This is a genomic window from Cellvibrio sp. UBA7671, from assembly GCA_002483145.1.
GTDB lineage: Bacteria > Pseudomonadota > Gammaproteobacteria > Pseudomonadales > Cellvibrionaceae > Cellvibrio > Cellvibrio fibrivorans.
Genome location: DLHJ01000001.1, coordinates 50450 through 71431, shown reverse-complemented (window position 1 = coordinate 71431; position 20982 = coordinate 50450). Strand labels below are relative to the sequence as shown.

Genomic DNA, 20982 nt, shown 5'->3' with positions numbered 1-20982 from the left:
CTGCAGAGTTTTAAGCTGGCAACACAAAAATAAAGTGCATAACCGCATCATCTGTAAATTCCAATTAGGTATGTGCGCTATGCAGCCAAGAATGACATTTTTTCTGTACCAACAAAAATTCCCCACATACAGGTGAATATTTCCTTTAAATTTGTTGTTCAACGCGACAGAGTGTTTGCGACCTACTAAGCTATTGGATTATCTACTTGTTCACAAAATTGCCCAGTTAAAAAATAATTTACAGTTTTTAAATAGAGACGAAATTTAATTTTTTCTGCTTAGTTCATTTAGTTACAAGACAACAAAAGCCAGAAAAACTTCAAAAAGACAGTAAACATTTAAGTAAAAAGGAATTGTCATGAGCATGCCTCTGGCTATTGTGTTTAACCACATAGGTGATTCACAGGGTGGAGGGTTGCAGATAAATCTCTCAACCCTAGCAGTAGTTCGCTCACTAGGACGAAGAGGCATAAAAATAATTCTTGTTACAACTAATAAGCGCGATGGCATTATCGGCTCGCGCTATGTTGCGGGTGTGGAGTTTTGCCCTTACATCCATGAACCTGTGGAGCTTATGCATGGGTTTTTTAATGCTCTGGCGGAGCGTTATCCAGGCAATAATGTATTAATTCCCTGTGTTGATGAGTGCGCTTGGTATGTAGGTAAGTATTATCGCCAATTAGCAAAATATTTTCTGATTCCCGCACCAGATACTTATGCTATCGGCAAAATTAATAACAAACGTTTTCAGTATGAAACCGCACAGTCACTGGGAATTCCCATTCCAGAAACCTATTTCCCTCAGGATTTAACCGAAGTAGAAACCTTGGCGCACTCCATTGGCAATTATCCCTACGTGATAAAACCCAATGTGTCCTTTGAATGGAAATTACAGTCGGCAAAATCGGGCGCGCGTGGAAAAAAAGGTATCAGGGTGGATTCCGCACAGGAATTATTAAACGTTGCGCGCGCTATATTTTTACCGGGCACCGAATTTATGATTCAGGAAATTATTGGTGGGCGCGATCATAGGCTGGTGACTTTTTTAGGATTTTTTTCTGCCGACCATCAACTTGTTTCCTGGTTTATCCGCAAAAAAATTCGCCAGTGTCCGATCGATTTTGGCTACTGCACAATGACCGAATCCTGTCACAACCCCATCGTATTGGATCAATCTAGGCGCCTGTTGTCGGCGATTAACTATTACGGCGTTGCCGGCGTTGAATGGAAACTTGATCCTGCTACTGAAACTTATAAGTTAATTGAAATTAATGGCCGGCCGGTCAACACCACGGGCTGCGCCATAGCCGCCGGAGTCGATTTACCAGCGATGGCGTATTTTTACGCGATTGGGCAACCGCTACCCCCAGTGACCGATTGGCAAGATGGCGAGCGCTGGGCATGGTTGTCTATGGATTTTTGGGCCGCGCGCGAACTGGCCGGTATCGGTCAAAGCTCGCTGCTAACCTGGCTTAAAGAGGCGCTATCCATTAAGGCCGATGCGGTTTTTGCGCGCGATGATTTTTTATTGTCGCTGCGTTATTACGCTCACTTTATCGCCACGCTCATTACAGCGAAATTTAAAAAACTGATGAAATAAAAAATTACACAATTGCGGAGTAGCAATGGCTAACGGGTGGTTATATGCAATGGAAAGAGCAGGCACAAAACCGTTTTTCAGATAGCAAAGATGCGCATAAATGGTCGGCAATTTATACCGGCACACAACCTGATGTGGAAGCGCTCAGCTTTCGTGCGCGCCGCGATTTTTCAGTGGGTTATATTCAGGCGCAAACGCCAGCGGGTGCCTGTGTGCTTGATCTCGGCTGCGGCGCAGGACCTGTATTGGTTAAGTTGGATGCACAACAATATCGCCTGATTGGGATGGATTATTCCACCGATATGTTACAGCTGGCGCGCGCTAACCTCGGTGCCCGGGCGCAGCAAGTGTCATTGATTCAGGGCGAGTGCGAGCAAATTCCACTACCGAATGAATCAGTTGATATGGTGGTTTGTTTGGGTGTTATCAGTTATGCCGAGTCGATTGAAAAAGCATTGCACGAAATCAATCGCATTTTAAAACCCAATGGCAAAGCCATAGTTACCTATCGCAATTTTTACAACGATGTGTTCATGGATCCGGTAATGCTGGCAAAAACCCTTGCCGGTTCCATGTTCGGCAGCCGCCCCGCATCGCCCAAGACCATTGGCCGCTCCATTCCGCGTGCGGAAGTTATCGCCCAGATTGCCAAGACCCCCTTGCACATTATTGATGAAACCCAAATTGGATTTGGTACTTTGCGGTTCAATAAAAAAATCATTTCCGATGGAAAATTGGCCGCGCGCTGCAATCGATTAATTCACTGGTTCTTAAGTACATTGAAGTTAAAAAAACTTTATAGAGCCATGGCGGATATTCACATCATCGTACTCAAGAAAACGCCACAAGGAGAATTGGTATGACTTACTATCATCCTGTTTCATGTGCAGTTGTCCGCGGCGGAACAACGAAAGGTTTATTCATCAACACTCAGGAATTGCCCAGTGATAAAACACAGCGCGACGCTATTATCCTCACGTTGATGGGCAGCCCCGATCTGCGCCAGATCAATGGATTGGGGGGCGGCGATCCACTCACCAGTAAAGTAGCGCTGATAAAACAGAGTGATAATCCCGATGTGGACGTTGAATATTTATCGGGCGAAGTAGGTATCGATGAAGGTGTAATTAATTACTCGACCATGTGCGGTAATCTCGCTTCAGGTGTAGGTATATTTGCATTGGCTACCGGTTTGATTGCCGCCCAATACCCGCACACAAAAATTCGTATTCGCAATATGAATACGGGAAAAAAATTGGAGGCGCTGATTCCAATGTGCCCCGATTTGACGCCATTGATAAAAGATTGCAGGGAAATTGATGGCGTCCAGGGCGCGGGCAGTGAAATACAATTAACCTTTATCGAACCCGGCGGTTCAATTACTGGAGAAATTCTGCCGAGCGGTAAAACGGTGGATACACTCACGATCAACAATAAAGATTATCGCTGCTCTATTGTAGATTGCGGTACGCTCTATGCTTTTTTCCCCGCCGATCAATTTAATTTAACGGGTGACGAGCAACCGGAACTGTTGGATTTAAATGAACCCTTTAAAGATCTTATTGAGCAATTGCGCGAATCAGTAGCTGGATTAATATCGCAACATTTGGATCGCCCTATTCTCGCCAAGCAAATCAAGATAGCTATTTACGCCGACTTTACTCGCATGGTGGATGACCACAAAGAACTGACCGCGCGGGTGATCAATCGCTATAAAACCCACAAAGCTTTTCCAGTGACCGGTGCTATATGTATCAGTACCGCTTGCGTTATTCCGGGCACGCTGCTGAATACTTGCAATATCAGTAAAGGAGTTGAATATAACGTATTAATCAAACATTCCGAGGGTGTTATTTCTACTAACAGTTTAAGTGAAGTTATTGATGGCAAGGTCAATATTAAATACACATCGGTAAATCGCTCCGCGCGAATCATTATGGCCGGAGTTGCTTATGCGTAGCATTGAATTTTATTTTACAAATAAGAACATTGTAGGCATCAGAAAATGAACGATTATTTCCCACAACATCACCGCCCTGGATTATTCCGCACCTCCGCTTGGTTGAGTGCCTGGCTCACGGCTTGGGGAACTCACCCGCGTCTGAAATGTCTGGGTGATATTAATACCCAGACATTGGTGTCAGGCCTATGCAGTTTCACCGATTATAAATTCCGCTTCCTGCCGTTGAGGACTCTCATTCCCGTCGGGGTTGCAACGGGGGTTGTCCCCAGCATTCGCGGAGAATATTTTTGTTTTGAAGATCCGCAACAATTAAAATCGTTGTTGGCGGAGTCACTGAGCCATTATTGGCATCAATTTTATATTCCCGATTTAATGTTTGATTCAGCCGAGTTTGAAATCATTAAGGATTTTTGTTCACAGCAACATTTTGCGCTGCTGATTAGGGATAAAACCACTTCGTATGGGGTGGATGTGCGTAATGATACTTTTACAAATTATTTGAAAAGCCTTGGCCGCAGTACTCGGCTTAAGTTATTCAACCGACGCACCAAACTAATGGAGTTGGGTGATCTGCACATTACCAATATTTGGCCCGATACCGAAAAATTTATTGGTTTAATAAATCAGTTTCACTGGGAGCGATGGAATGAGCCCTGTTTTCTTCCGCGAAATACCACATTGATTATCAATGCTTTAAACAATCTTGCGGCAGCAGGGCATGGCGTGGATTTGTCGGTGCTGTGGCTCGATGACAAACCACTGTCGGTGATGCTCGATATCAATGTGAATGGCAGGGTTTATAATTTGCAATCTGGTTATATTGAAAATTTTATGCACGGAGTTTCGCTCGGCACCTTGCATTTTGGGTTTCAAATCGAGGCTGCCTTTAATTCCCCTGCGGTAGACTATTACGATTTTATGGCGGGTAAAGGTAAGCACTGTAATTACAAAGAGGCCATCGCTAATGCGCAATTGGATTTTGTCAGTGTATATATCGTAAAACCGGCACTGCTTCAATTTGCCTATCACGTCAATGATTATTTGAAGGGTTACCGACAACCCAATTAATAACCTGGGCTTTTCTTTTTTTTCGCGAGTAAGCAGCGCAGCTATTTAGCTGCGCTGCTCTATAGTTCATGCGCTCGCAGGCATGATGAATAAATTAGCGCTTGTAAGAGCACTTGTTAGGCGCTCCGCCTGGATCAGAACCGAAAGCAGCAACGGTACAGGCAATCGAGCCTGGTACAGACACGCGTTTGGTTACCCACTTACCTTTGCGACCAAAGGCAACCCAGCCATCACCCGATGACACTGTGCAAGTCTCACCCGAATCAGCGCACTTGGAGAAGCCACTTGGATAGTCGCCGGTGCCCCCCAGAACTGGCGCGCCAGTGGATGAGCTGGAACGGCTGGACGCCACTGAGCTGGATGCAGCGCTGCTGGTACCGCCAATTTTTGCAGAGGCGGCATTGGAGTTGGTGACAACACCGGAAGTGGTGTTTTTGATCCAGTAGTAATACTGCTGGCCAGATGCAGCGGTTGCATCTGTGTACATGCGCGCAGAGGATGACAATGACGCAATGCGCACACGGCCAGCCGGCTCTGCATCGATATCGCGATAAACTTCTTGTGTGCCCAGGGTCAGGTTATTTGAAGTCCAGCTCAGCACAATGCTGTTGCCAGTTGCGGTCGCGCCTAATGAAATTGAACCGGTAGCGGCAACCGAACTTGACGATCTGCTGGACGACACCACGGCAACTGAGCTTGAGGATCTGCTCGATGAGGCCACTGACGGTGCTGAACTCGATTTGGGAACCGATGAACGCGCTGAACTTGCGGCTGGAACGGACGAAGGTGCTACCGATGAGCTGGTAATGCCGCAGGCCGATGCAGTCAATTGCGCATTGTTTTTACCGACGCCCGCATAGTTAGCAAGTTTGTCTTTCACACACTGGGGTGTAACGGGCGAGTAGCTGTAGGGAATGCTAATCGGGAAAGGTGCGGTGGTAGTCCAGTTGGTCGCGTCGATGGTGCCGCCGCTGCTCCAGGTGATGTTGTAAGTCGCAAAATCTGCTGGGGACTTGATGTTGTTGTTGCGCAAATCCCAGAAGCCGCAGTTGCTGCTGTCGTAGCGGCAAGTCACCGGATTTTTTGCATTCTGGAACCAGTTGCTTTCAATCAACGCATAGCCTGCCTGACGCACGTTGATTCCGGAATCGGTAATGCCGTCATACAAGTTGTTGTACATATGCGTCCAGCCACCGCGTTGCAATGGCAAACGCGCGCTGACGTTGCGATAGATATTGTGGTGGAACGTAATCTCGCGGCCACCGGCGATATCGCTGCTGCTGGAACCATCAAGGCCGACTTTTTTGCTGTCGCGAATCACGTTGTAAGACACGGTTACGTTGTGCGAATCCTTCTTGATGTCGATCGCACTTTCAAACGTCAGGTCACCGTCGGGTGAGCCTTTACATTCATTGTTCACGGCAAACAGTTCGTTGTGGTCAACCCAGACGTTACTGCCGCTGTCGATGCGGATCATATCGGCATCGTTGCTGGCACCGGCGAGCGCGCCAATTTTCATATTACGCACAATCACGTTGCTGGATTTGTTCACCACAATGCCGAAATTCGCGGAGGAACCATTGGCACCGATGATGGTGACACCTTTGGTCATTTCCTTGATTTCCACATAGCGGTAAGCCTCACTCCAGCGCGGGTTAGGGCAGTTGCCTGAGGAATCGACGGTGTGGTCTTTGATCATTTGGTTGATCAACGAATCTTCATTGCCGGTGTAGGTAATGATCACCGGGTAACCACCGCTTTTGGCGTTGGCGACAATGGTTTTGAGCTGGTCAAGGCTAGTCGCAGTGAACGACTGCGAACCGCTGGCGCTACCGCCATCGGTGGTAGAAAAACCGCCGGTAGCCGCGGCAAACGCAGTGCTGCCGGTCAACAGGGCAATCGCTGCCGCCATGCATTTAATGCTGGAACCTGCGCTCATAGGCGACAGGCGTGTTTTAGTAGTGGTGTTCATAATGACACTTCTCGTCTTGTGAATTCGAATAGGAGGGGTTGCGGTACCGCGAGACCAAGCCGAAAAAGTTCTAATGACGCTCTTATTATTAATCCTTAAAAACCTGCACCAACAGCCCACCAAAGGGGTAGAAAAACCCGGCGAAGAACTGTTTGAGGGAGGTCAATACAACTGAGGAAATTGGCATATTTATCTGATCATGCCTATAAAAAGGATATATGTGCAAAAGTCTCACTTCTGCCAATGAACACAGCAGAGAATGTCAGGAGTGTGATTTTTTCGACACTTTTTGCGCCATGCGCTTAGCGGGAATTACGATATCGCTCGGCCATCAACTCCACCACCCGCTGTGCGCCCAATCCCAGTGGCCGCTCGCGCGACCAGACCAGATCAATCCACAATTCTTCGCCGTTAGTGAAGTTTTCAATCGGCAATTCCACCAGCATCCGGCCGTTGATATAAGGCTGGACGCAGGCGCGCGGCAACCAGGCCCAACCCAGTTCGGCGAGCACCAACTGCAGGGCAACCTCGGGCTGATCCACCCGCCAGTAATGTTCCGAGGCGATACAAAAGTTGTCGGTAGTAGATGTGCGGTCGGCGGGGCTGCGGCTGCCCACCATTACCTGCCGCACAGGGCGCAATTGGCTGTCGTTGATAGTGCCAGTGGACGGGATTTCTGTCAGTAGCGGATGCGTGCGGGCGATAACGGCGACCAGCGCCTCGCGCCCTACTTCCTGAAAATTCTCGCGGCCATCGGCGGCGGGGCGCTCGAACACCAGCGCGAGCTGCGCGTTGCCGGTGTGGAGCAGTTGCAAGGCGTCGGTTTGCGGGGCGGTGATAATCTGGATCTCCAGCAGCGGATACTCCTGCGCCAGAATCCGCAGGGGTTCCACCCAGGGCGCGGTTTGCAGTTCAGGCGCAATCACCAGCGTCAGCCGGGTTTCCAACCCCTGGCTCAACTCCAGCGCCTGGGTATTTAGCTGCTGCAACTGCCCAAGCAACAGCCGCGCTTGCGGTTCCAACGCCCGCGCATGGGCAGTCGGTTTGGGTTCACGGCCGCTGCGATCAAACAATTCCAGCGCCAGCTCCGCCTCCAAATTCGCTATCGCCATACTCACCGCCGAAGGCACACGCCCCAGTTGGCGTGCCGCAGCCGAGAAAGAGCCGCTATCCAATACCGCCAAAAACACACCGATCGTCTCGGAATTAAATGCCCCATTCATCGCGATTTCCACTCTCATCTATCAGTTGATCTGATACTAGCTAACTTTTTCTATCATCACAAAGCATAGAAACTGCTGATATCAGATTTAGCAGAGGTGGATATGCAAGGGGTAAAACGTCGTGTCGTCTATGTCGGTTTGTACGAACTGGTTGCGATTGTGTTGTCGGCGATCTTATTAAAACTGATCAGTAACGCCGACGCCGTCAACTCATTTGGTATTGCTGTCGTCGCCTCCGCAATTGCCATATTGTGGAATTTGGCCTTTAACTATGGCTTTGAACTCTGGGAAAAACACCGCAAATATCAGGGTCGCAGCTTGGGTATCCGCGTATTACACGCGGTGGGTTTTGAAGGTGGACTGCTGATCTTTCTGGTGCCAATAATCGCCTGGTGGCTGGAGGTCGGTCTGTTTCAGGCACTCCTGATGGACCTTGGCTTGCTGGTGTTTTTCCTGTTTTACACGTTTACCTTCAACTGGGTGTTTGACGCGGTGTTTGGATTGCCAGCAGCAGTATCACCTGATCCTATGGCGTGTAGTTAATTCATCTGCACCGGTTTTTTATCGATTATCTGAATCTGTTTTTAGTACAGATGACCATCCATAGTGAGCAGCATCACTGTGGATGAGATACAACCATGAGCAACACCGGCAGCCCCCTGTTAATTCCCACCAAAAACCTGCCCACACCCAAGGCAACCAACATCGACGGCCAGATTGTTACACGCAGCTTTAGCGGTCGCTTCCGCACCTTGCGGATCCTTGGCGCTGGCGTGCTGGCGCTGCTATTTTTTGGGACTTCGTGGATTAATTGGAACGGTCATCAGGCAATATTGTGGGATTTGGACACGCGTCAGTTTCACGTGTTTGGTACGACTTTTTGGCCGCAGGATTTTATGCTGCTCTCGCTGGTGATGATTATCGGCGCATTTCTATTATTTGCGGTGACAATGATTGCGGGGCGCGTCTGGTGTGGTTACACCTGCCCGCAAAGTGTGTGGACCTGGGCGTTTATGTGGGTCGAAAATATCACCGAGGGTGATCGCAACCAGCGCATAAAACTCAATAGTGCGCCCGCGTCATTTTCCAAAATCGCCAAGCGCGGTGCCAAACACAGTGTGTGGTTGGCGATGAGTATTGCTACCGGTATCGCATTTGTCGGCTACTTTATTCCGGTGCGCGAGTTGACCTTGAATTTGCTGCAATTTGAATGGTTTTCTACCAGCGCGATTTGGGTGTTTATCGTGGCCGCGCTCACCTACCTCAACGCGGGTTGGGTGCGTGAAAAAGTTTGCCTGCATATGTGCCCCTACGCGCGCTTTCAGAGTGTGATGTTTGATCGCGATACATTAGTGATTTCTTACGATGCCGCACGTGGCGATACACGCGGGTCGCGCAAAAAAGATGAAAACCCCGCTGAACTCGGTTTGGGCGATTGCATCGATTGCTATATGTGCGTGCAAGTTTGCCCGACTGGAATTGATATTCGCGATGGTTTGCAAATGGATTGTATCGGCTGCGCTGCCTGCATCGACGCCTGCGATGAGGTGATGGATAAAATGGGCTACGCGCGCGGCTTGGTCAGTTATACTTCCGAAGCAGCGCTCGCCGGTGAACCCACGCGAATTTTGCGCCCGCGTTTAATCGCTTATGCAACAGCCATCGTCATAATGCTGGCTGCGTTATGGTTTGCGTTGGATGCGCGCGAACTGGTGGATATGAGCGTGGTAAAAGATCGCACGGTTCTGTATCGCAAAAATAGTGATGGCGATATCGTCAATGTATATCGGTTAAAAATTACCAACAAAACCCAAATGCCTGCGCATTATGAGTTGCACATTGCCAATGATGCACGTTTATCACTTACACGTACTTTTACACTCGATTTAAAACCCGGCGAAATTGTGGATATGCCGATGAGTGTTGTCATGAAAGGTGCCAGCGCAGAATCCGGTATGACCCACTTTGATTTTGTGTTGGTTGATAGCAACCGCATAACCACACGCGAAGCAGCGAATTTTATTTATCCGGCATTTTAATTATTTCGGATGAGACGAAAATAAATCGATTAATCAGCAATGAAACTCTATGCCACCCTATGAAACTTTACGAAAGCCTAGCTGATGAAATTGCGCAATTAATTCGCACCGGTGTGCTCGCCGAAAATGAGAAAGTGCCTTCCGTGCGTACCGCCAGCCGCACGCACGGCGTGAGTCAGGCCACGGTTTTTCAAGCCTATTATTTATTGGAAAGCCGCGGCTTGATTCAAGCGCGGGCACGCTCTGGTTATTTTGTGCGTGCGCAAGCCAAACGTGCTTTAACCGAACCGGAAATGAGTGTAGCCAATGCCGATAGCACCGACGTTGATGTAAGTGAATTGGTATTTTCCATTTTGGGATCGATTAAAGACCCGGATACTATTCCCTTCGGCTCTGCATTTCCCAGCCCGGATTTATTTCCCCTTGCGCGTTTGGCGCGCTCCATGAGCAAAAGCATCCAGCAATTACCAGCGCGCGCCATTCTCGCTGATATGACATCGGGCAACCCCAACCTGCGCCGCCAAATTGCATTGCGCTATATGATGAATGGCATGATGAACGGTGAAATAAATTCACCCGATGAATTGGTGATCACCAACGGCGCATTGGAAGCATTGAATTTATGTTTGCAGGTCGTCACTCAACCCGGTGATCTGGTCGCGATTGAATCGCCCACGTTTTATGCCGCGCTGCAAATTCTCGAACGTTTGCAATTGAAAGCGGTTGAAATTCCGGTGCACCCGCGCGATGGAATTCACCTGCCGACATTAACTGACAGCTTGCAGCGGCTACCGATTAAAGCATGCTGGTTTATGAGCAGTTTTCACAATCCACTCGGCGCTTCTATGAGCGATGAAAAAAAACAATCGCTGTATGATTTGCTGCACCAATATCAAGTACCGCTGATAGAGGACGATGTTTATGCCGAATTATATTTCGGCAACGCACCACCTAAACCTATCAAATTTTTTGATCGCGCTGGATTAGTTATGCACTGCGGTTCTTTTTCCAAAAATCTGGCACCGGGGTATCGTGTCGGTTGGGTTTCAGCAGGACGTTACACCGAACAGATTCATCGCTTGAAATTGATGACCACACTATCGCCGTCTGTTCCAGCGCAAGTTGCCATCGCCGATTATTTGCAACATGGCGGTTATGATCGCCATTTACGAAAATTGCGCGAGGCCTTGGAAACACAGCAGCAGTTGATGCTCGCTGCCATCGCACGCTATTTTCCCGCGCAGACAAAAGTAACGCATCCCGGTGGCGGTTATTTTTTGTGGGTGGAATTTCCAGAGCATATAGACACGCTGAAATTATTTTCACTCGCGCTGGCACAGGGAATCAGCATTGCCCCCGGGCCAATATTTTCTGCCACGCAGCGCTTTCGCAACTGCGCGCGCATCAATTACGGCCAACCGTGGAATAAAGAGACTGAAGCGGCTATTGCGGTGTTGGGAAAATTAATTGCCTCCCTGTAACTAAGGTTTACAAAATGCTATACCACTGCTGAAATCCAGCGCCGTAAACGGCTGCGGACATATTGATGTAATGGTTTGCCGCGCCATGATCCCCAACACAAGTGAGCACCAATAGTCTGTGCGGTTTTTTTCGCAGTGAGCTTCGCCATCGCAAATTCAGGATAAATTACGTGCCCAGGCATGATGGTAATATCGTCGTTATATTGTGGATTGTCTTGTAAAAATAAGGTAAGGGCGTGGGGGCCGCTGAGAAAAACAATGTTGGTCTCACCGGCGCGATGTTTGGCAAAAATGCGCTCGATAAATTTTAACCACATATCAAAGCCCGGCGCAGATGCCATAAAGGCATTACCCAGCTTATAACTGCCGCCAATACTTTTGCACTCCTTCTCCTCAATCGCCAATACACACTTGTTCGCTAAAAACTTCTCATCCAGAGGTTTGTAAAAAACATAGTCGGTATCAAAATAAATCCCGCCGTACACATACAGGTACAGACAGCGCGCAATGTCCACGCGAATCACCCCTACCGGAATACTTAGATAATCATCGAGAAATTGCGGTGCCTTGTCTTTTACGAGCTGCAGATTGGACTCATCGGTCCAGGCGTGATATTCAAAATCAGGCATTAACTCACGCGCGCGTTTGGTCAGTTGGCGCTCTTCCCAGACGTAAGATTTGGAGCATTGATGGAGGATTTTGGGAATCATAGGTTTTTCCTTTTTCCAGCGGGCGGTTAAATCAACAGATGGATTACCCGAGAATCCACGCAATTGCTATGCCATCCAGCAAAACAACTCTTTTTTGTCGATAGGGGTGCCAAGAAAGCAATAGTTGCGGGCATTTATGCGCATAATGCACCAGATTCATCCATGTTTTGCGTTAACCAAAAATATCCAACTGCCTATCGGTTTTTTTCGGCGCCGGAATACTCAGCGGTTTGCGGAATAAACTGCAATCCAATTGTACAAAACGCCCACTTTTCCCCAAACCATAGCGTTTTAATCCTTTGGCAAAACGCTGGCGGATCATATCGGCCCAGAGGCCTTCACCGCGCATACGCGTGGCAAAATTTGCATCGTAATCCTTGCCGCCGCGCATATCGCGGATCCGGTTCATCACTCGCTCGGCGCGTTCGGGGAAGTGGGTTTGCAGCCACTGCTGAAAGAGCGGATTTACTTCCCAAGGCAAACGCAACACGGTGTAACCCGCAGCAGTGGCGCCGGCATCGGCAGCAGCGCGCATCACATTTTCCAATTCCTGCTCAGTCACAAAGGGAATCACCGGCGCCACACTCACCAGCACCGGTATGCCCGCTTGCGCGAGTTTTTCAATTGTCTGCAAACGGCGCGTGGGTGATGCAGCGCGCGGTTCTAATGTTCGTGCGATTGAATGGTCGAGCGTGGTAATGGTGATGGCGACAGTGACCAGATTTTTTGCGGTCATGTCCTGCAGTAAATCGATATCCCGTTCGATCAGCGCCGATTTGGTAATCATGCCGAGCGGGTGATCGCACTCATGCAGCACCTCCAAACAGCGGCGGGTGATTTTTAATTCGCGCTCGCACGGCTGGTAAGCATCGGTGTTCATCCCAAAGGCGATTGGGCTGGGCTCGTAATTTTTATGCGCAAGCTCGCGCCGCAACAATTCCGGCGCATTGGTTTTGGCGTAGAGCCGGGTTTCAAAATCCAGCCCCGGTGATAATCCTAAATAAGCGTGGGTGGGGCGCGCAAAGCAGTAGATACAACCGTGCTCGCAGCCGCGATAGGGGTTGAGCGTGACGCTAAAGGGCAAATCCGGTGATTGGTTGCGGCTGAGAATGGTCTTGGCTAGCTCGGGGGTAATGTGAGTTTTTAATGCCGGGTTGATGTCGGTATCGTCAACAAAATGTGTCCAACCATCATCGACTGTTTCAATGAGTTGCGTCTCATAGCGACCGGCGATATTGCTGATGGCACCGCGCCCTTTGTGGGCTTGGGGGATTGCATTGATCCAGGGGGCGGGATCAATAAAATCCTCGTCATTTGTACTCATAACATCGCCACCCTCACAAAATGATACTGTATGTACAGACAGTTATTTTGTGCCTAAATCTTTCCCTGTGCAAGACGGGTTTTATTTTATCTCGCATGGCTCCTGCAACCTTTTTGCAGGTCGCCCGTAAGTTCCTCCGACAAATCAATCTAAGGAGGAACCACCATGAACCCGTTTATTAACAAATCCTGTCGTACTTTAATCTTTACCTTTGCCTGTGCCGGCCTGCTCACTGCTTGCGGTGGCGGAGGAGGTGGCGGCAAAGGCTACTCACCTACTCCGAGCAGCACCGGCTATTCCAGCGTGGCGCCCAGCTCCATGGCTGCCAGCTCTATAGCACCGAGCAGTACACCCGCCAGTTCAGTTGCGCCGAGTAGCACACCTGCATCCAGTACGCCCGCGTCCAGTTCATTGGCGTCCAGCTCGGTAGCACCGGCTCTGGTTCCGCCCGTTGTCTTGGTCGATAGCCAAATCAATGCCGCTGACGGCGATTATTTTGTCGCGAGTGGCGACGTATTAGTCGGCATGCCGGAAGGTGGCGGCAACACCAGCTTTACCGGCCAGTTGCTCAATCGCACCGGATTCGCCCTCTACACCTTTGCCAATGACACCGCCGGTGTATCCAACTGCAGCGGCAACTGCCTGGTGAACTGGCCACCGCTGTTGGCCAACCCGGGTGATCAAGCAAGCGCACCCTATTCGATAATCACCCGCAGCATGGGCACTGCCGGTACTGCATTGCAGTGGGCCTATCACGGCAAGCCACTCTACTTTTTCAAAAATGACACAGTTGCTGGCCAAACTGCCGGTAAAGCCATAGCCAACTGGTTACTCGCACGGCCGATGCCCACACAAATAGTGGCCAACGCCACCCTCGGTAGTCATCTCGCGGCTGCAGGCAGTGTGAAACTGGCGATGCCGGTTAACGGCGCCGAGCAGACCAGTACCGCCGAGCGCAATGGTTTTACCCTCTACACATTTGATAATGACACCGCCGGCGTCAGCAATTGTTCTGGTACCTGCCTCACCAACTGGCCGGCCTTGATTGCCCATGCCGGTGCTGTTGCGACTGCTCCTTACAGCTTGGTGCAACGCGCCAGTGGTGAAATGCAGTGGGCGCTGAATGGTATGCCGCTCTACTTTTTTGCGGGCGATACCCAAGCTGGCCAAACCAACGGCGAAGCGATTGGCAATAACTGGTTTGTCGCGCGCACACCAGCGGTTGCGGTAAACAACCATCCAACCAAAAACCGTCTGTTAGTTGCGCACGGCAATATCCTCAATGCCGCCGGTGCTGCCGATAATTCACGCCTCGATTTCACCCTCTACACCTTTGATGACGATACGCCCGGCGTCACTACCTGCTTCGGCGGTTGCCTGGCTGCCTGGCCCGCACTTTATGCTCCCGCAGATGCACAAGCCTTTGGTGATTTCAGCGTAATTACCCGCGATGCCACCACCAAACAATGGGCTTACAAAGGTTTGCCACTCTACTTCTATGTTGGCGATTCAAAGCCTGGTGATGTTGCCGGTGAATACACCGACTGGACCATCGCGCGGCCATAAAAAATCCGGGCGCTGCAGATGGTTTGCAGTGCCCGCTTTTCATTTCCGTTTTTATTTACGACGCAGATCAACAAAAAAGATGAGAGGACTGCATCATGAAAAGTTTTTTTTTATTACTGGCAATCACCGGCTTAACCGCCTGTGGTGCCGGTTCCGGTAAAGGATTAAATGATCAGGGTTTGCCCACTTCCAGCAGCAAGGGAAACAGCAGCGCAAGCAGCAGTAGCGCGTCAGAAAATGCGGTAACACTCGCACAATTACAGCAGAATATTTTTGGGGCCATTTGCACCAACTGCCACACAGGTGCCAATGCACCGCGTGGTTTGCGGTTGGATTCCGAAGAAAATTCCTATGCATTTTTAGTCAATCGCACAGCCGATGAAATTCCCACGCTTATGCGCGTCAATCCCGGGAAACCGGATAAGAGTTATTTGATAAAAAAATTGGAAGGCACTGCAGATATTGTCGGTGCGCGTATGCCACTCGGTGGCCCCTATTTATCGCAAGAGCAAATTGACCAGGTCCGCACTTGGATCGCCAATGGTGCACCGCGCAATGGCACAGGCTCAGCGACAACAAAAGTCGCGCGCGCCAGTGCGCAAAAAAGTGATTCACAAGTAACGGTGGATTTGCATTTCAGTCGCCCGCTGCAATTTGAAACACTTTCACCTGAAAGTATCGGCGTGTTTTATAACAACCTGGATGGACAAAAAACGGCAGCGGATTTTTCACTCTTGCTGATCGACCAGATTCTCTACATCACCGTCAGTGATATTCCACTACAGGCGATACAACTGGAAGTGCTGATCAACAACAGCGACTTATATCCACTGCTCGATCAGGAGCAACGTGTATTTGACGGCGACAGCGACGAAAACCAGGGCGGAGGCTACAGCTATGTTTATCCACTGTAAAAATTATTTTGTATTTTTAACTTGTGTGATGGGGCTGTTATTAATAAACACCGCTCACGCAGAACCCTATCTGGCGATAAAAAATAATACCCAATGCTCCACCTGCCATGTCAATCCTGCCGGTGGTGGAGCGCGCACGACTTACGGTGCCTACTACGGCACCCATGTATTGCCGCAAACCGCAGGTAGCCTGGATTTATTTGATGCCGGAAAATTCGGCGAGACTTTACGCATAGGTGCAGACTTGCGCACCAATTATTACCAGTCGGATCGCGATGAAGGTGAAGACACGCGCGGATTTGAAACCCAATCCGGCCAACTCTATGTAGTATTGCAACCCAAAGACTCGCGTTTTTCACTGTATATTGATGAGCAGATCGCACCCGGCGGTGCGTTAAATCGCGAAACATTTATTCTCACCAAACTTAACGGCAACCATTTTTTAAAAGCGGGGCGCATTATGTTGCCCTATGGTATTCGCCTGGAAGATGACAGCGCGTTTATCCGGCAGACAAGTGGATTTAATTTTGATACCGGCGACAACGGTGTGGAGTTAGGTTTGCAGTACACCAAAACCCTGTTTAATTTTGCGCTTAGCAATGGCAGCAGTGGCCTCAACAATGACGATAAGAACTTACAATTTTTATCGCGCGCGGAATATCTCGGTAACAACTGGCGTATTGGCGCAACTGCACTTTACAACGATGCCGAAGCTGGAGAGCGCACGCAAGCCAATCTATTTGGCGGTTTTGTGTGGCAGGGATTTGTTTTTCTTGCCGAGGCAGATCTGATTGAAGATGAGTCCATTGAAAACATTCCTGATGAATATCAAGAACAGCGAGTCGCGCTGCTGGAAGTGAATCGCGAAATCAGCAAAGGTTACAACATCAAACTCACGACTGAATATTTAGATCCAGATACAAATATCGATGAAAACCAGCGCGTGCGTCATTCATTGTTATTGGAATACACGCCCTTCGCCAATTTACAAATTCGCGGCGGTTTGCGTAAAGGCGATGATATTCCACAGCGGGATGCGGGCAATTACCTGGATTTTTTTGCTCAGTTGCATTTTTATTACTGAATGAAAACTTGTGTGTATACTCGTTCGCAAGCTCCGCTTGCAAACGAGTATACGGGGATAGCAGTGCAAAATTATCTATATTCGGGTTTGCGTCTGTTGCAATGGAAATGCCTGCGCTCCAATTCAACATTAACATGCCGGGCGAGCCCAAGATGTTGGGCAAACGTTATTACACCAAATCCAGCAAGACGCAACAACCGCACGATTATCCCTACAAATCCCACCGCGGTTAACAAGACTCCAACAATCATCACAATAAACGCCGTGAGCATTTGGTGTAGCGCTTCATGTTGACCGGACCTTAAAGGTTCGTCACTAAACCGGCTAAAAATTCGTTTAATTTCCAGATTATCCTTATCCATGATCCATCCTCGCAATTAAGAAAATGAAACCCGCAACTGCCTGCGAAATTCTCCATCCCGGGAGAAGCCCTATTAAGCTCAAGATCAATTTACGCCTGTAACAAGGGTTGCGTCTGTGAGAAATTACCAGCCATTTGTGTAGGATTTTTCCCCTTCAGTTACAGGAAAATGAATCTACACGACACTCAGGCTGGTTGGGTATGAAAGGACAATTGGAAATAGTAAACAGGAATTACAAATTAAACGAATAATCCAGATATACCTTGCGCACCGAACCTGAATTCCCTTCTGGTTCAAAATTGGCGAGGCGCAATGAGATGCTGTGTTTGCGCGCAGGTTTGTACACAAAATCCAGATCAAACTCGCGGCCGATATTAGTGCCGTCCAGATCATCTTTAAAAAAGTGATAGGAAGTTTCTACCCGCAGCGGCGACGCGCGCCATAACAATCCTAATGAAAAATTGCGTACACCAGTATCGGGGGTGTTGCCAATTTCATCCGCCCAGCCTTCAAAATCGTGATTGGAACCTAGTGGCGTTACAAATGCCGCGCCATCGTTTGCGCCAAGAATTTCATAGCGGGTACTGAGTTCCCAGGTGCTGATACCAAAACCGAGATCAACCAGATAATAAGGCAAGCTTTCCGCATTGAGTTCAAAACGATTTTGACGCGCCGCTTCAAGTTGTAGGCGATATTTTACAACGCTGGCTTTGTAGTTGAGTGTGTAGCTAGCACCAAACGTATTATTGGATACACTCGGCATATCGCGATTATCAATTCGATATCCATAGCCGACAACGCGGGTGTAATCCCATTCATTCCACTCGAGCCGCGCGAGATGGGAATGATGTTTGTGGTCACCAAGAAATGCAGCAGGGCGCCATGCATTTTCATAATCGTGCTCGCGCCCCGAATTATTTTCATCCGCATCATCGCCATAAATTCGGTTGGCATTGGCGATATAGCCGTAAGTCATATTGGAATTGCTCGCGAGTTTGAATTTAGCGAGCACTGCATCAAAGGTCTGTTCGTTTTGCCAAAAACCATTGCCGCCGATAAAACGCTGGTTGTCAAAATTGATGCGCTGGCGACCGAGATGGATATTGGCTGCATCCAGATCGAGCGATAAAAAAGCCTGATTGATTTCAACGCCTTGCGGGTCGGGAATTAATGATTCATCATTAAAACGCTCACCATCGCTGTGATCATCTTTTAAGGCTGTTCCGATTGCATCGACTTCCAGTGTCGAATTCAATAACTCGCTCCAGGCAGACTCAACATTCGCGCGCAACAATAATGATGCTGCCTGGCCAGAGTTGTCGGCATCTACATGGGCATAGCGTGCGCGGCTGCCCCAATCAAATTCGTGTTCACCGAGCGCAAGTGTGCAGGGCGATAATGTGAGCGCTGTTAAACCCGCTGCTAATAATTTCACGTGTTTCCAATCCTTTTTTATTGCCAGTCTTCGGCATTGCCGTCATGTAAAAAAGTTACGCCTTTGAGTTTGTCCATTTCTTCATAGAGTGGATCAGGCATAGGGTTTTGGCGCGCGTCCATGTAAGTCATGGCGGGCAGGTGGTAAATATCCACATGTTCCATCACATTATTAAACATGTAGATTTTTTCCAGCGCGGGTAAATCCTTATAAGTGAACTGCACAATCTGGTTGTCGTTAATTTTGAGCAGTTTGAGTTTGGGTAAACCGGCCAACTCCAGTGCCGTCATTTTATTGCCAAAAATATACAACTCTTCCAGTGTCGGTAATTCACTGAAGGCAACTTTGGTGATTTTATTTTTAGCGAGATTGATATGGCGGAGGTTCGGTAATTTTCCGATGCTCGCTCCAGTGAGCTGGTTATTGTAGAGCGATAGTTTTTGCAGCTGCGGGAATTGGTCAATACCTTCAAGCGAAGCGATATTTTTTGAGTGGCATTCGACAGCGGTGATATCGGCAAGGCTCTGCCAATTTTTTTTCGCTGCCAATTCCTGCACGCATTGTTTGAAATTGGCATCTTGCAAAGGAATCTCCAGCGCTTGGGTAACAGCGCTGGCGAGCAACAACAGTAAACCGCAACAGAGTTTTTTCGTCATGGCATAGGTTCGCAGGTGAGATGGATGCGGCGCATTATATGGCCTTCTTCACCTGTGCGAGGAGAACGCAAACACCTTTTGCCAAGACGACGTCACTGGGTTCATCCAAAGGTGAACCTCCTACGTCTTCCTCCGTCAGGATCAAATGTGAGGAATCTTTAATCAGCCGCCACTGTGGGACTGTGAGTGGCAATTGCTGGATATCGGTTTGCGCAAATACGCCGAGCGGCCGGATTTGGCCATCGCGTTTGGAAACCGCCCAGAGCTGCAGGTTTTTATCATCCGCAATCTCCACCGCCTCCCATTTCAACCAAAGCTGCGCGCCGCCAGTAGCGGTGAGTACAGTCAGTTGTGGCGCACCTGTGTCGTCAGTAAGTACGGCTACATAATCGGCATTGGGTTGTTGCAGTGGGTCGCGCGCCATCAGTAGCCAAATACACACTGCGAGCATCACAGTCGCAAATGCGGAGACACTGGGCCAGAGCCAGGTAAATCTGGATGGCCTCGTATCAGCCGGGCGCGTTTGCTGTTGTAGACGCGCCTCAATACCGCGCCAGACTTCCGGGTCGGGTTTGATGCCTTGTTGTTCATCGCTAAGGCTCATGAGCTGCTCTTCCCAGAAGCTGACCTCTGCCTGCAGAGCGGTATCGCTGCGCAGGCGCTGTTCGCATTGCTCGCGTTCGGCACCGCGCAGTACGCCGGTGACATAGTCGAACGCGAGGCTCTTGTTGTCCAAAGGTGGCTCTGGTGTTTGGCTTCCAGACGCACTTATTTGCTTTCTAGGCATAGTCTCAACCTTTCAGCGCCGCGATGCAGCCAGGATTTAACGGTGTTGGTATTGGTGGCAAATTGCTGCGCGATCTCTTCGCGCGAGTAGCCATATAAATAGGCTAGCTCGATACTGCGTTTGATGTTGTCGCCCAGAGTGGTCAAACACTGGTGTAAGTGGAACCGCAGCTGGCTGGCGCCAACACTGTGCTCGGGTTCATCGCCGCCGGGTATATCTTCTATCCCATCAGGATGGGCGATAAATTTAGCGCTAATCCGCTGCTCTAATGCGAGCCGATCCAGCGCCCGGTAGCGCGCAATGCTGGCCATCCAGGTCAGCGGCTTGGCGAGGTGCGGCCGGTAGCTGGCCGCGTTATTCCAGATCTGCAAAAACGCTTCCTGCAATACCTCGTTAGTCAGCTCTTTGGATTTCAGGATGCGCCAGGCGATAGCATTCAGGTAGGGGCTCACCCGCTCAAACAGCGTTTTGAGCGCGGCTTGATCGCGTAGCGCGCAACGGGCGATGAGGTTGATCAGCTCATCGTCCTGATTTTCAATCGGGCTAGTCATCTCGGGATTCTTTCCTTATTCGGGGTGTTTGATCCCATCTACGGTTCAAGGGTCAAAAAGTTGCAGGTGTCATATCAAACTTTAAGTGCCACTTCAGGTTTTCTGCACGCCATTTTAGGTTTAGTGCGCACCACTTCAGGTTTTCTGCTCAAACTGGTGCGACCAAGTTTGGCAATTTGGGGAGTATAAGCTCGTGGCAGGCCGCAGTCGCCACGGTCTACTACAGACAAAAGCGTTTTTAATAATT

The 20982-nt window shown here is 49.3% G+C and carries 19 protein-coding genes; 10 read left to right on the top strand and 9 right to left on the bottom strand.

Translation table 11 applies throughout. The features are described 5' to 3' along the window. The first annotated feature begins 358 nt into the window (after nucleotides 1–358). From B4E62_RS00280 to B4E62_RS00265, 4 genes are read left to right on the top strand one after another with little or no spacing between them, the layout of a single operon-like run. Nucleotides 359–1600, top strand: coding sequence for a hypothetical protein (locus B4E62_RS00280; RefSeq protein WP_310074705.1), 1242 nt, complete (start codon nucleotides 359–361; stop codon nucleotides 1598–1600). Nucleotides 1601–1644: 44 nt separating this feature from the next. Next, nucleotides 1645–2463, top strand: coding sequence for a class I SAM-dependent methyltransferase (locus tag B4E62_RS00275; RefSeq protein WP_310074703.1), 819 nt, complete (start codon nucleotides 1645–1647; stop codon nucleotides 2461–2463). Next, a complete protein-coding gene (locus B4E62_RS00270; protein ID WP_331350625.1) occupies nucleotides 2460–3560 on the top strand; it encodes a PrpF domain-containing protein in 1101 nt (366 codons plus the stop codon). The genes B4E62_RS00275 and B4E62_RS00270 overlap by 4 nt, the downstream gene beginning before the upstream one ends. Before the next feature lie 45 nt (nucleotides 3561–3605). Then, nucleotides 3606–4631 (top strand): GNAT family N-acetyltransferase, encoded by a 1026-nt coding sequence (locus B4E62_RS00265; protein WP_310074701.1) that lies wholly within the window; start codon nucleotides 3606–3608, stop codon nucleotides 4629–4631. Between the two features lie 94 nt (nucleotides 4632–4725). On the opposite strand, the gene B4E62_RS00260 is transcribed toward B4E62_RS00265, so the two are convergent. Then, a complete protein-coding gene (locus B4E62_RS00260) occupies nucleotides 4726–6603 on the bottom strand; it encodes a right-handed parallel beta-helix repeat-containing protein (protein ID WP_331350624.1) in 1878 nt (625 codons plus the stop codon). Nucleotides 6604–6905: 302 nt separating this feature from the next. Beyond that, nucleotides 6906–7826 (bottom strand): LysR family transcriptional regulator, encoded by a 921-nt coding sequence (locus B4E62_RS00255; protein ID WP_331350623.1) that lies wholly within the window; start codon nucleotides 7824–7826, stop codon nucleotides 6906–6908. Between the two features lie 102 nt (nucleotides 7827–7928). On the opposite strand from B4E62_RS00255, the gene B4E62_RS00250 reads away from it, so the two are divergent. The 3 genes from B4E62_RS00250 (at nucleotide 7929) to mapR (ending at nucleotide 11346) form a co-directional block, all read left to right on the top strand. Continuing rightward, the gene (locus B4E62_RS00250; RefSeq protein WP_331350622.1) at nucleotides 7929–8369 is read left to right on the top strand and encodes a PACE efflux transporter; all 441 of its coding nucleotides are present in this window, start codon (nucleotides 7929–7931) and stop codon (nucleotides 8367–8369) included. Between the two features lie 95 nt (nucleotides 8370–8464). Then, nucleotides 8465–9865, top strand: a complete 1401-nt coding sequence (ccoG, locus tag B4E62_RS00245) for a cytochrome c oxidase accessory protein CcoG (RefSeq protein ID WP_331350621.1) — start codon at nucleotides 8465–8467, stop codon at nucleotides 9863–9865. A 59-nt stretch (nucleotides 9866–9924) separates the two neighbouring features. After that, complete coding sequence (gene mapR, locus B4E62_RS00240; protein ID WP_331350620.1) at nucleotides 9925–11346, top strand: GntR family transcriptional regulator MpaR; 1422 nt, start codon at nucleotides 9925–9927, stop codon at nucleotides 11344–11346. A gap of 17 nt (nucleotides 11347–11363) precedes the next feature. Here mapR and B4E62_RS00235 read toward each other — a convergent pair whose 3' ends face one another. Next, nucleotides 11364–12056 (bottom strand): glycosyltransferase family 32 protein, encoded by a 693-nt coding sequence (locus tag B4E62_RS00235; RefSeq protein WP_331350619.1) that lies wholly within the window; start codon nucleotides 12054–12056, stop codon nucleotides 11364–11366. Nucleotides 12057–12228: 172 nt separating this feature from the next. After that, on the bottom strand, nucleotides 12229–13380 hold the full coding sequence (locus tag B4E62_RS00230) for a PA0069 family radical SAM protein (RefSeq protein ID WP_331350618.1): 1152 nt from the start codon (nucleotides 13378–13380) through the stop codon (nucleotides 12229–12231). Between the two features lie 165 nt (nucleotides 13381–13545). Here B4E62_RS00230 and B4E62_RS00225 point away from each other — a divergent pair, with 165 nt between their 5' ends. The 3 genes from B4E62_RS00225 to B4E62_RS00215 all read left to right on the top strand — a co-directional run bounded on the left by B4E62_RS00225 (nucleotide 13546) and on the right by B4E62_RS00215 (nucleotide 16944). Beyond that, a complete protein-coding gene (locus B4E62_RS00225) occupies nucleotides 13546–14946 on the top strand; it encodes a hypothetical protein (RefSeq protein WP_331350617.1) in 1401 nt (466 codons plus the stop codon). A gap of 95 nt (nucleotides 14947–15041) precedes the next feature. Continuing rightward, complete coding sequence (locus B4E62_RS00220) at nucleotides 15042–15860, top strand: hypothetical protein (protein WP_331350616.1); 819 nt, start codon at nucleotides 15042–15044, stop codon at nucleotides 15858–15860. After that, on the top strand, nucleotides 15844–16944 hold the full coding sequence (locus B4E62_RS00215) for a hypothetical protein (protein WP_331350615.1): 1101 nt from the start codon (nucleotides 15844–15846) through the stop codon (nucleotides 16942–16944). Before B4E62_RS00220 ends, B4E62_RS00215 begins: the two co-directional genes overlap by 17 nt. Before the next feature lie 71 nt (nucleotides 16945–17015). Here B4E62_RS00215 and B4E62_RS00210 read toward each other — a convergent pair whose 3' ends face one another. The 5 genes from B4E62_RS00210 to B4E62_RS00190 all read right to left on the bottom strand — a co-directional run bounded on the left by B4E62_RS00210 (nucleotide 17016) and on the right by B4E62_RS00190 (nucleotide 20735). Continuing rightward, nucleotides 17016–17306: a hypothetical protein gene (locus B4E62_RS00210; RefSeq protein ID WP_310074673.1), complete on the bottom strand. Its 291-nt coding sequence runs from the start codon at nucleotides 17304–17306 to the stop codon at nucleotides 17016–17018. 232 nt (nucleotides 17307–17538) lie between these two features. Continuing rightward, a complete protein-coding gene (locus B4E62_RS00205) occupies nucleotides 17539–18741 on the bottom strand; it encodes an alginate export family protein (protein ID WP_331350614.1) in 1203 nt (400 codons plus the stop codon). Between the two features lie 17 nt (nucleotides 18742–18758). After that, nucleotides 18759–19397, bottom strand: a complete 639-nt coding sequence (locus B4E62_RS00200; protein WP_331350613.1) for a leucine-rich repeat domain-containing protein — start codon at nucleotides 19395–19397, stop codon at nucleotides 18759–18761. Between the two features lie 34 nt (nucleotides 19398–19431). Beyond that, complete coding sequence (locus tag B4E62_RS00195) at nucleotides 19432–20184, bottom strand: anti-sigma factor (RefSeq protein ID WP_331350612.1); 753 nt, start codon at nucleotides 20182–20184, stop codon at nucleotides 19432–19434. Continuing rightward, on the bottom strand, nucleotides 20166–20735 hold the full coding sequence (locus B4E62_RS00190) for an RNA polymerase sigma factor (protein ID WP_331350611.1): 570 nt from the start codon (nucleotides 20733–20735) through the stop codon (nucleotides 20166–20168). Before B4E62_RS00190 ends, B4E62_RS00195 begins: the two co-directional genes overlap by 19 nt. Nucleotides 20736–20982 lie beyond the last annotated feature (247 nt).

Bases quoted from the DNA above. Each gene is read 5' to 3' on its own strand.
- B4E62_RS00280 (WP_310074705.1), top strand. From the start codon at position 359: ATGAGCATGCCTCTGGCTATTGTGTTTAACCACATAGGTGATTCACAG.
- B4E62_RS00275 (WP_310074703.1), top strand. From the start codon at position 1,645: ATGCAATGGAAAGAGCAGGCACAAAACCGTTTTTCAGATAGCAAAGAT.
- B4E62_RS00270 (WP_331350625.1), top strand. From the start codon at position 2,460: ATGACTTACTATCATCCTGTTTCATGTGCAGTTGTCCGCGGCGGAACA.
- B4E62_RS00265 (WP_310074701.1), top strand. From the start codon at position 3,606: ATGAACGATTATTTCCCACAACATCACCGCCCTGGATTATTCCGCACC.
- B4E62_RS00260 (WP_331350624.1), bottom strand. From the start codon at position 6,603: ATGAACACCACTACTAAAACACGCCTGTCGCCTATGAGCGCAGGTTCC.
- B4E62_RS00255 (WP_331350623.1), bottom strand. From the start codon at position 7,826: ATGAATGGGGCATTTAATTCCGAGACGATCGGTGTGTTTTTGGCGGTA.
- B4E62_RS00250 (WP_331350622.1), top strand. From the start codon at position 7,929: ATGCAAGGGGTAAAACGTCGTGTCGTCTATGTCGGTTTGTACGAACTG.
- ccoG (WP_331350621.1), top strand. From the start codon at position 8,465: ATGAGCAACACCGGCAGCCCCCTGTTAATTCCCACCAAAAACCTGCCC.
- mapR (WP_331350620.1), top strand. From the start codon at position 9,925: ATGAAACTTTACGAAAGCCTAGCTGATGAAATTGCGCAATTAATTCGC.
- B4E62_RS00235 (WP_331350619.1), bottom strand. From the start codon at position 12,056: ATGATTCCCAAAATCCTCCATCAATGCTCCAAATCTTACGTCTGGGAA.
- B4E62_RS00230 (WP_331350618.1), bottom strand. From the start codon at position 13,380: ATGAGTACAAATGACGAGGATTTTATTGATCCCGCCCCCTGGATCAAT.
- B4E62_RS00225 (WP_331350617.1), top strand. From the start codon at position 13,546: ATGAACCCGTTTATTAACAAATCCTGTCGTACTTTAATCTTTACCTTT.
- B4E62_RS00220 (WP_331350616.1), top strand. From the start codon at position 15,042: ATGAAAAGTTTTTTTTTATTACTGGCAATCACCGGCTTAACCGCCTGT.
- B4E62_RS00215 (WP_331350615.1), top strand. From the start codon at position 15,844: ATGTTTATCCACTGTAAAAATTATTTTGTATTTTTAACTTGTGTGATG.
- B4E62_RS00210 (WP_310074673.1), bottom strand. From the start codon at position 17,306: ATGGATAAGGATAATCTGGAAATTAAACGAATTTTTAGCCGGTTTAGT.
- B4E62_RS00200 (WP_331350613.1), bottom strand. From the start codon at position 19,397: ATGACGAAAAAACTCTGTTGCGGTTTACTGTTGTTGCTCGCCAGCGCT.
- B4E62_RS00195 (WP_331350612.1), bottom strand. From the start codon at position 20,184: ATGCCTAGAAAGCAAATAAGTGCGTCTGGAAGCCAAACACCAGAGCCA.
- B4E62_RS00190 (WP_331350611.1), bottom strand. From the start codon at position 20,735: ATGACTAGCCCGATTGAAAATCAGGACGATGAGCTGATCAACCTCATC.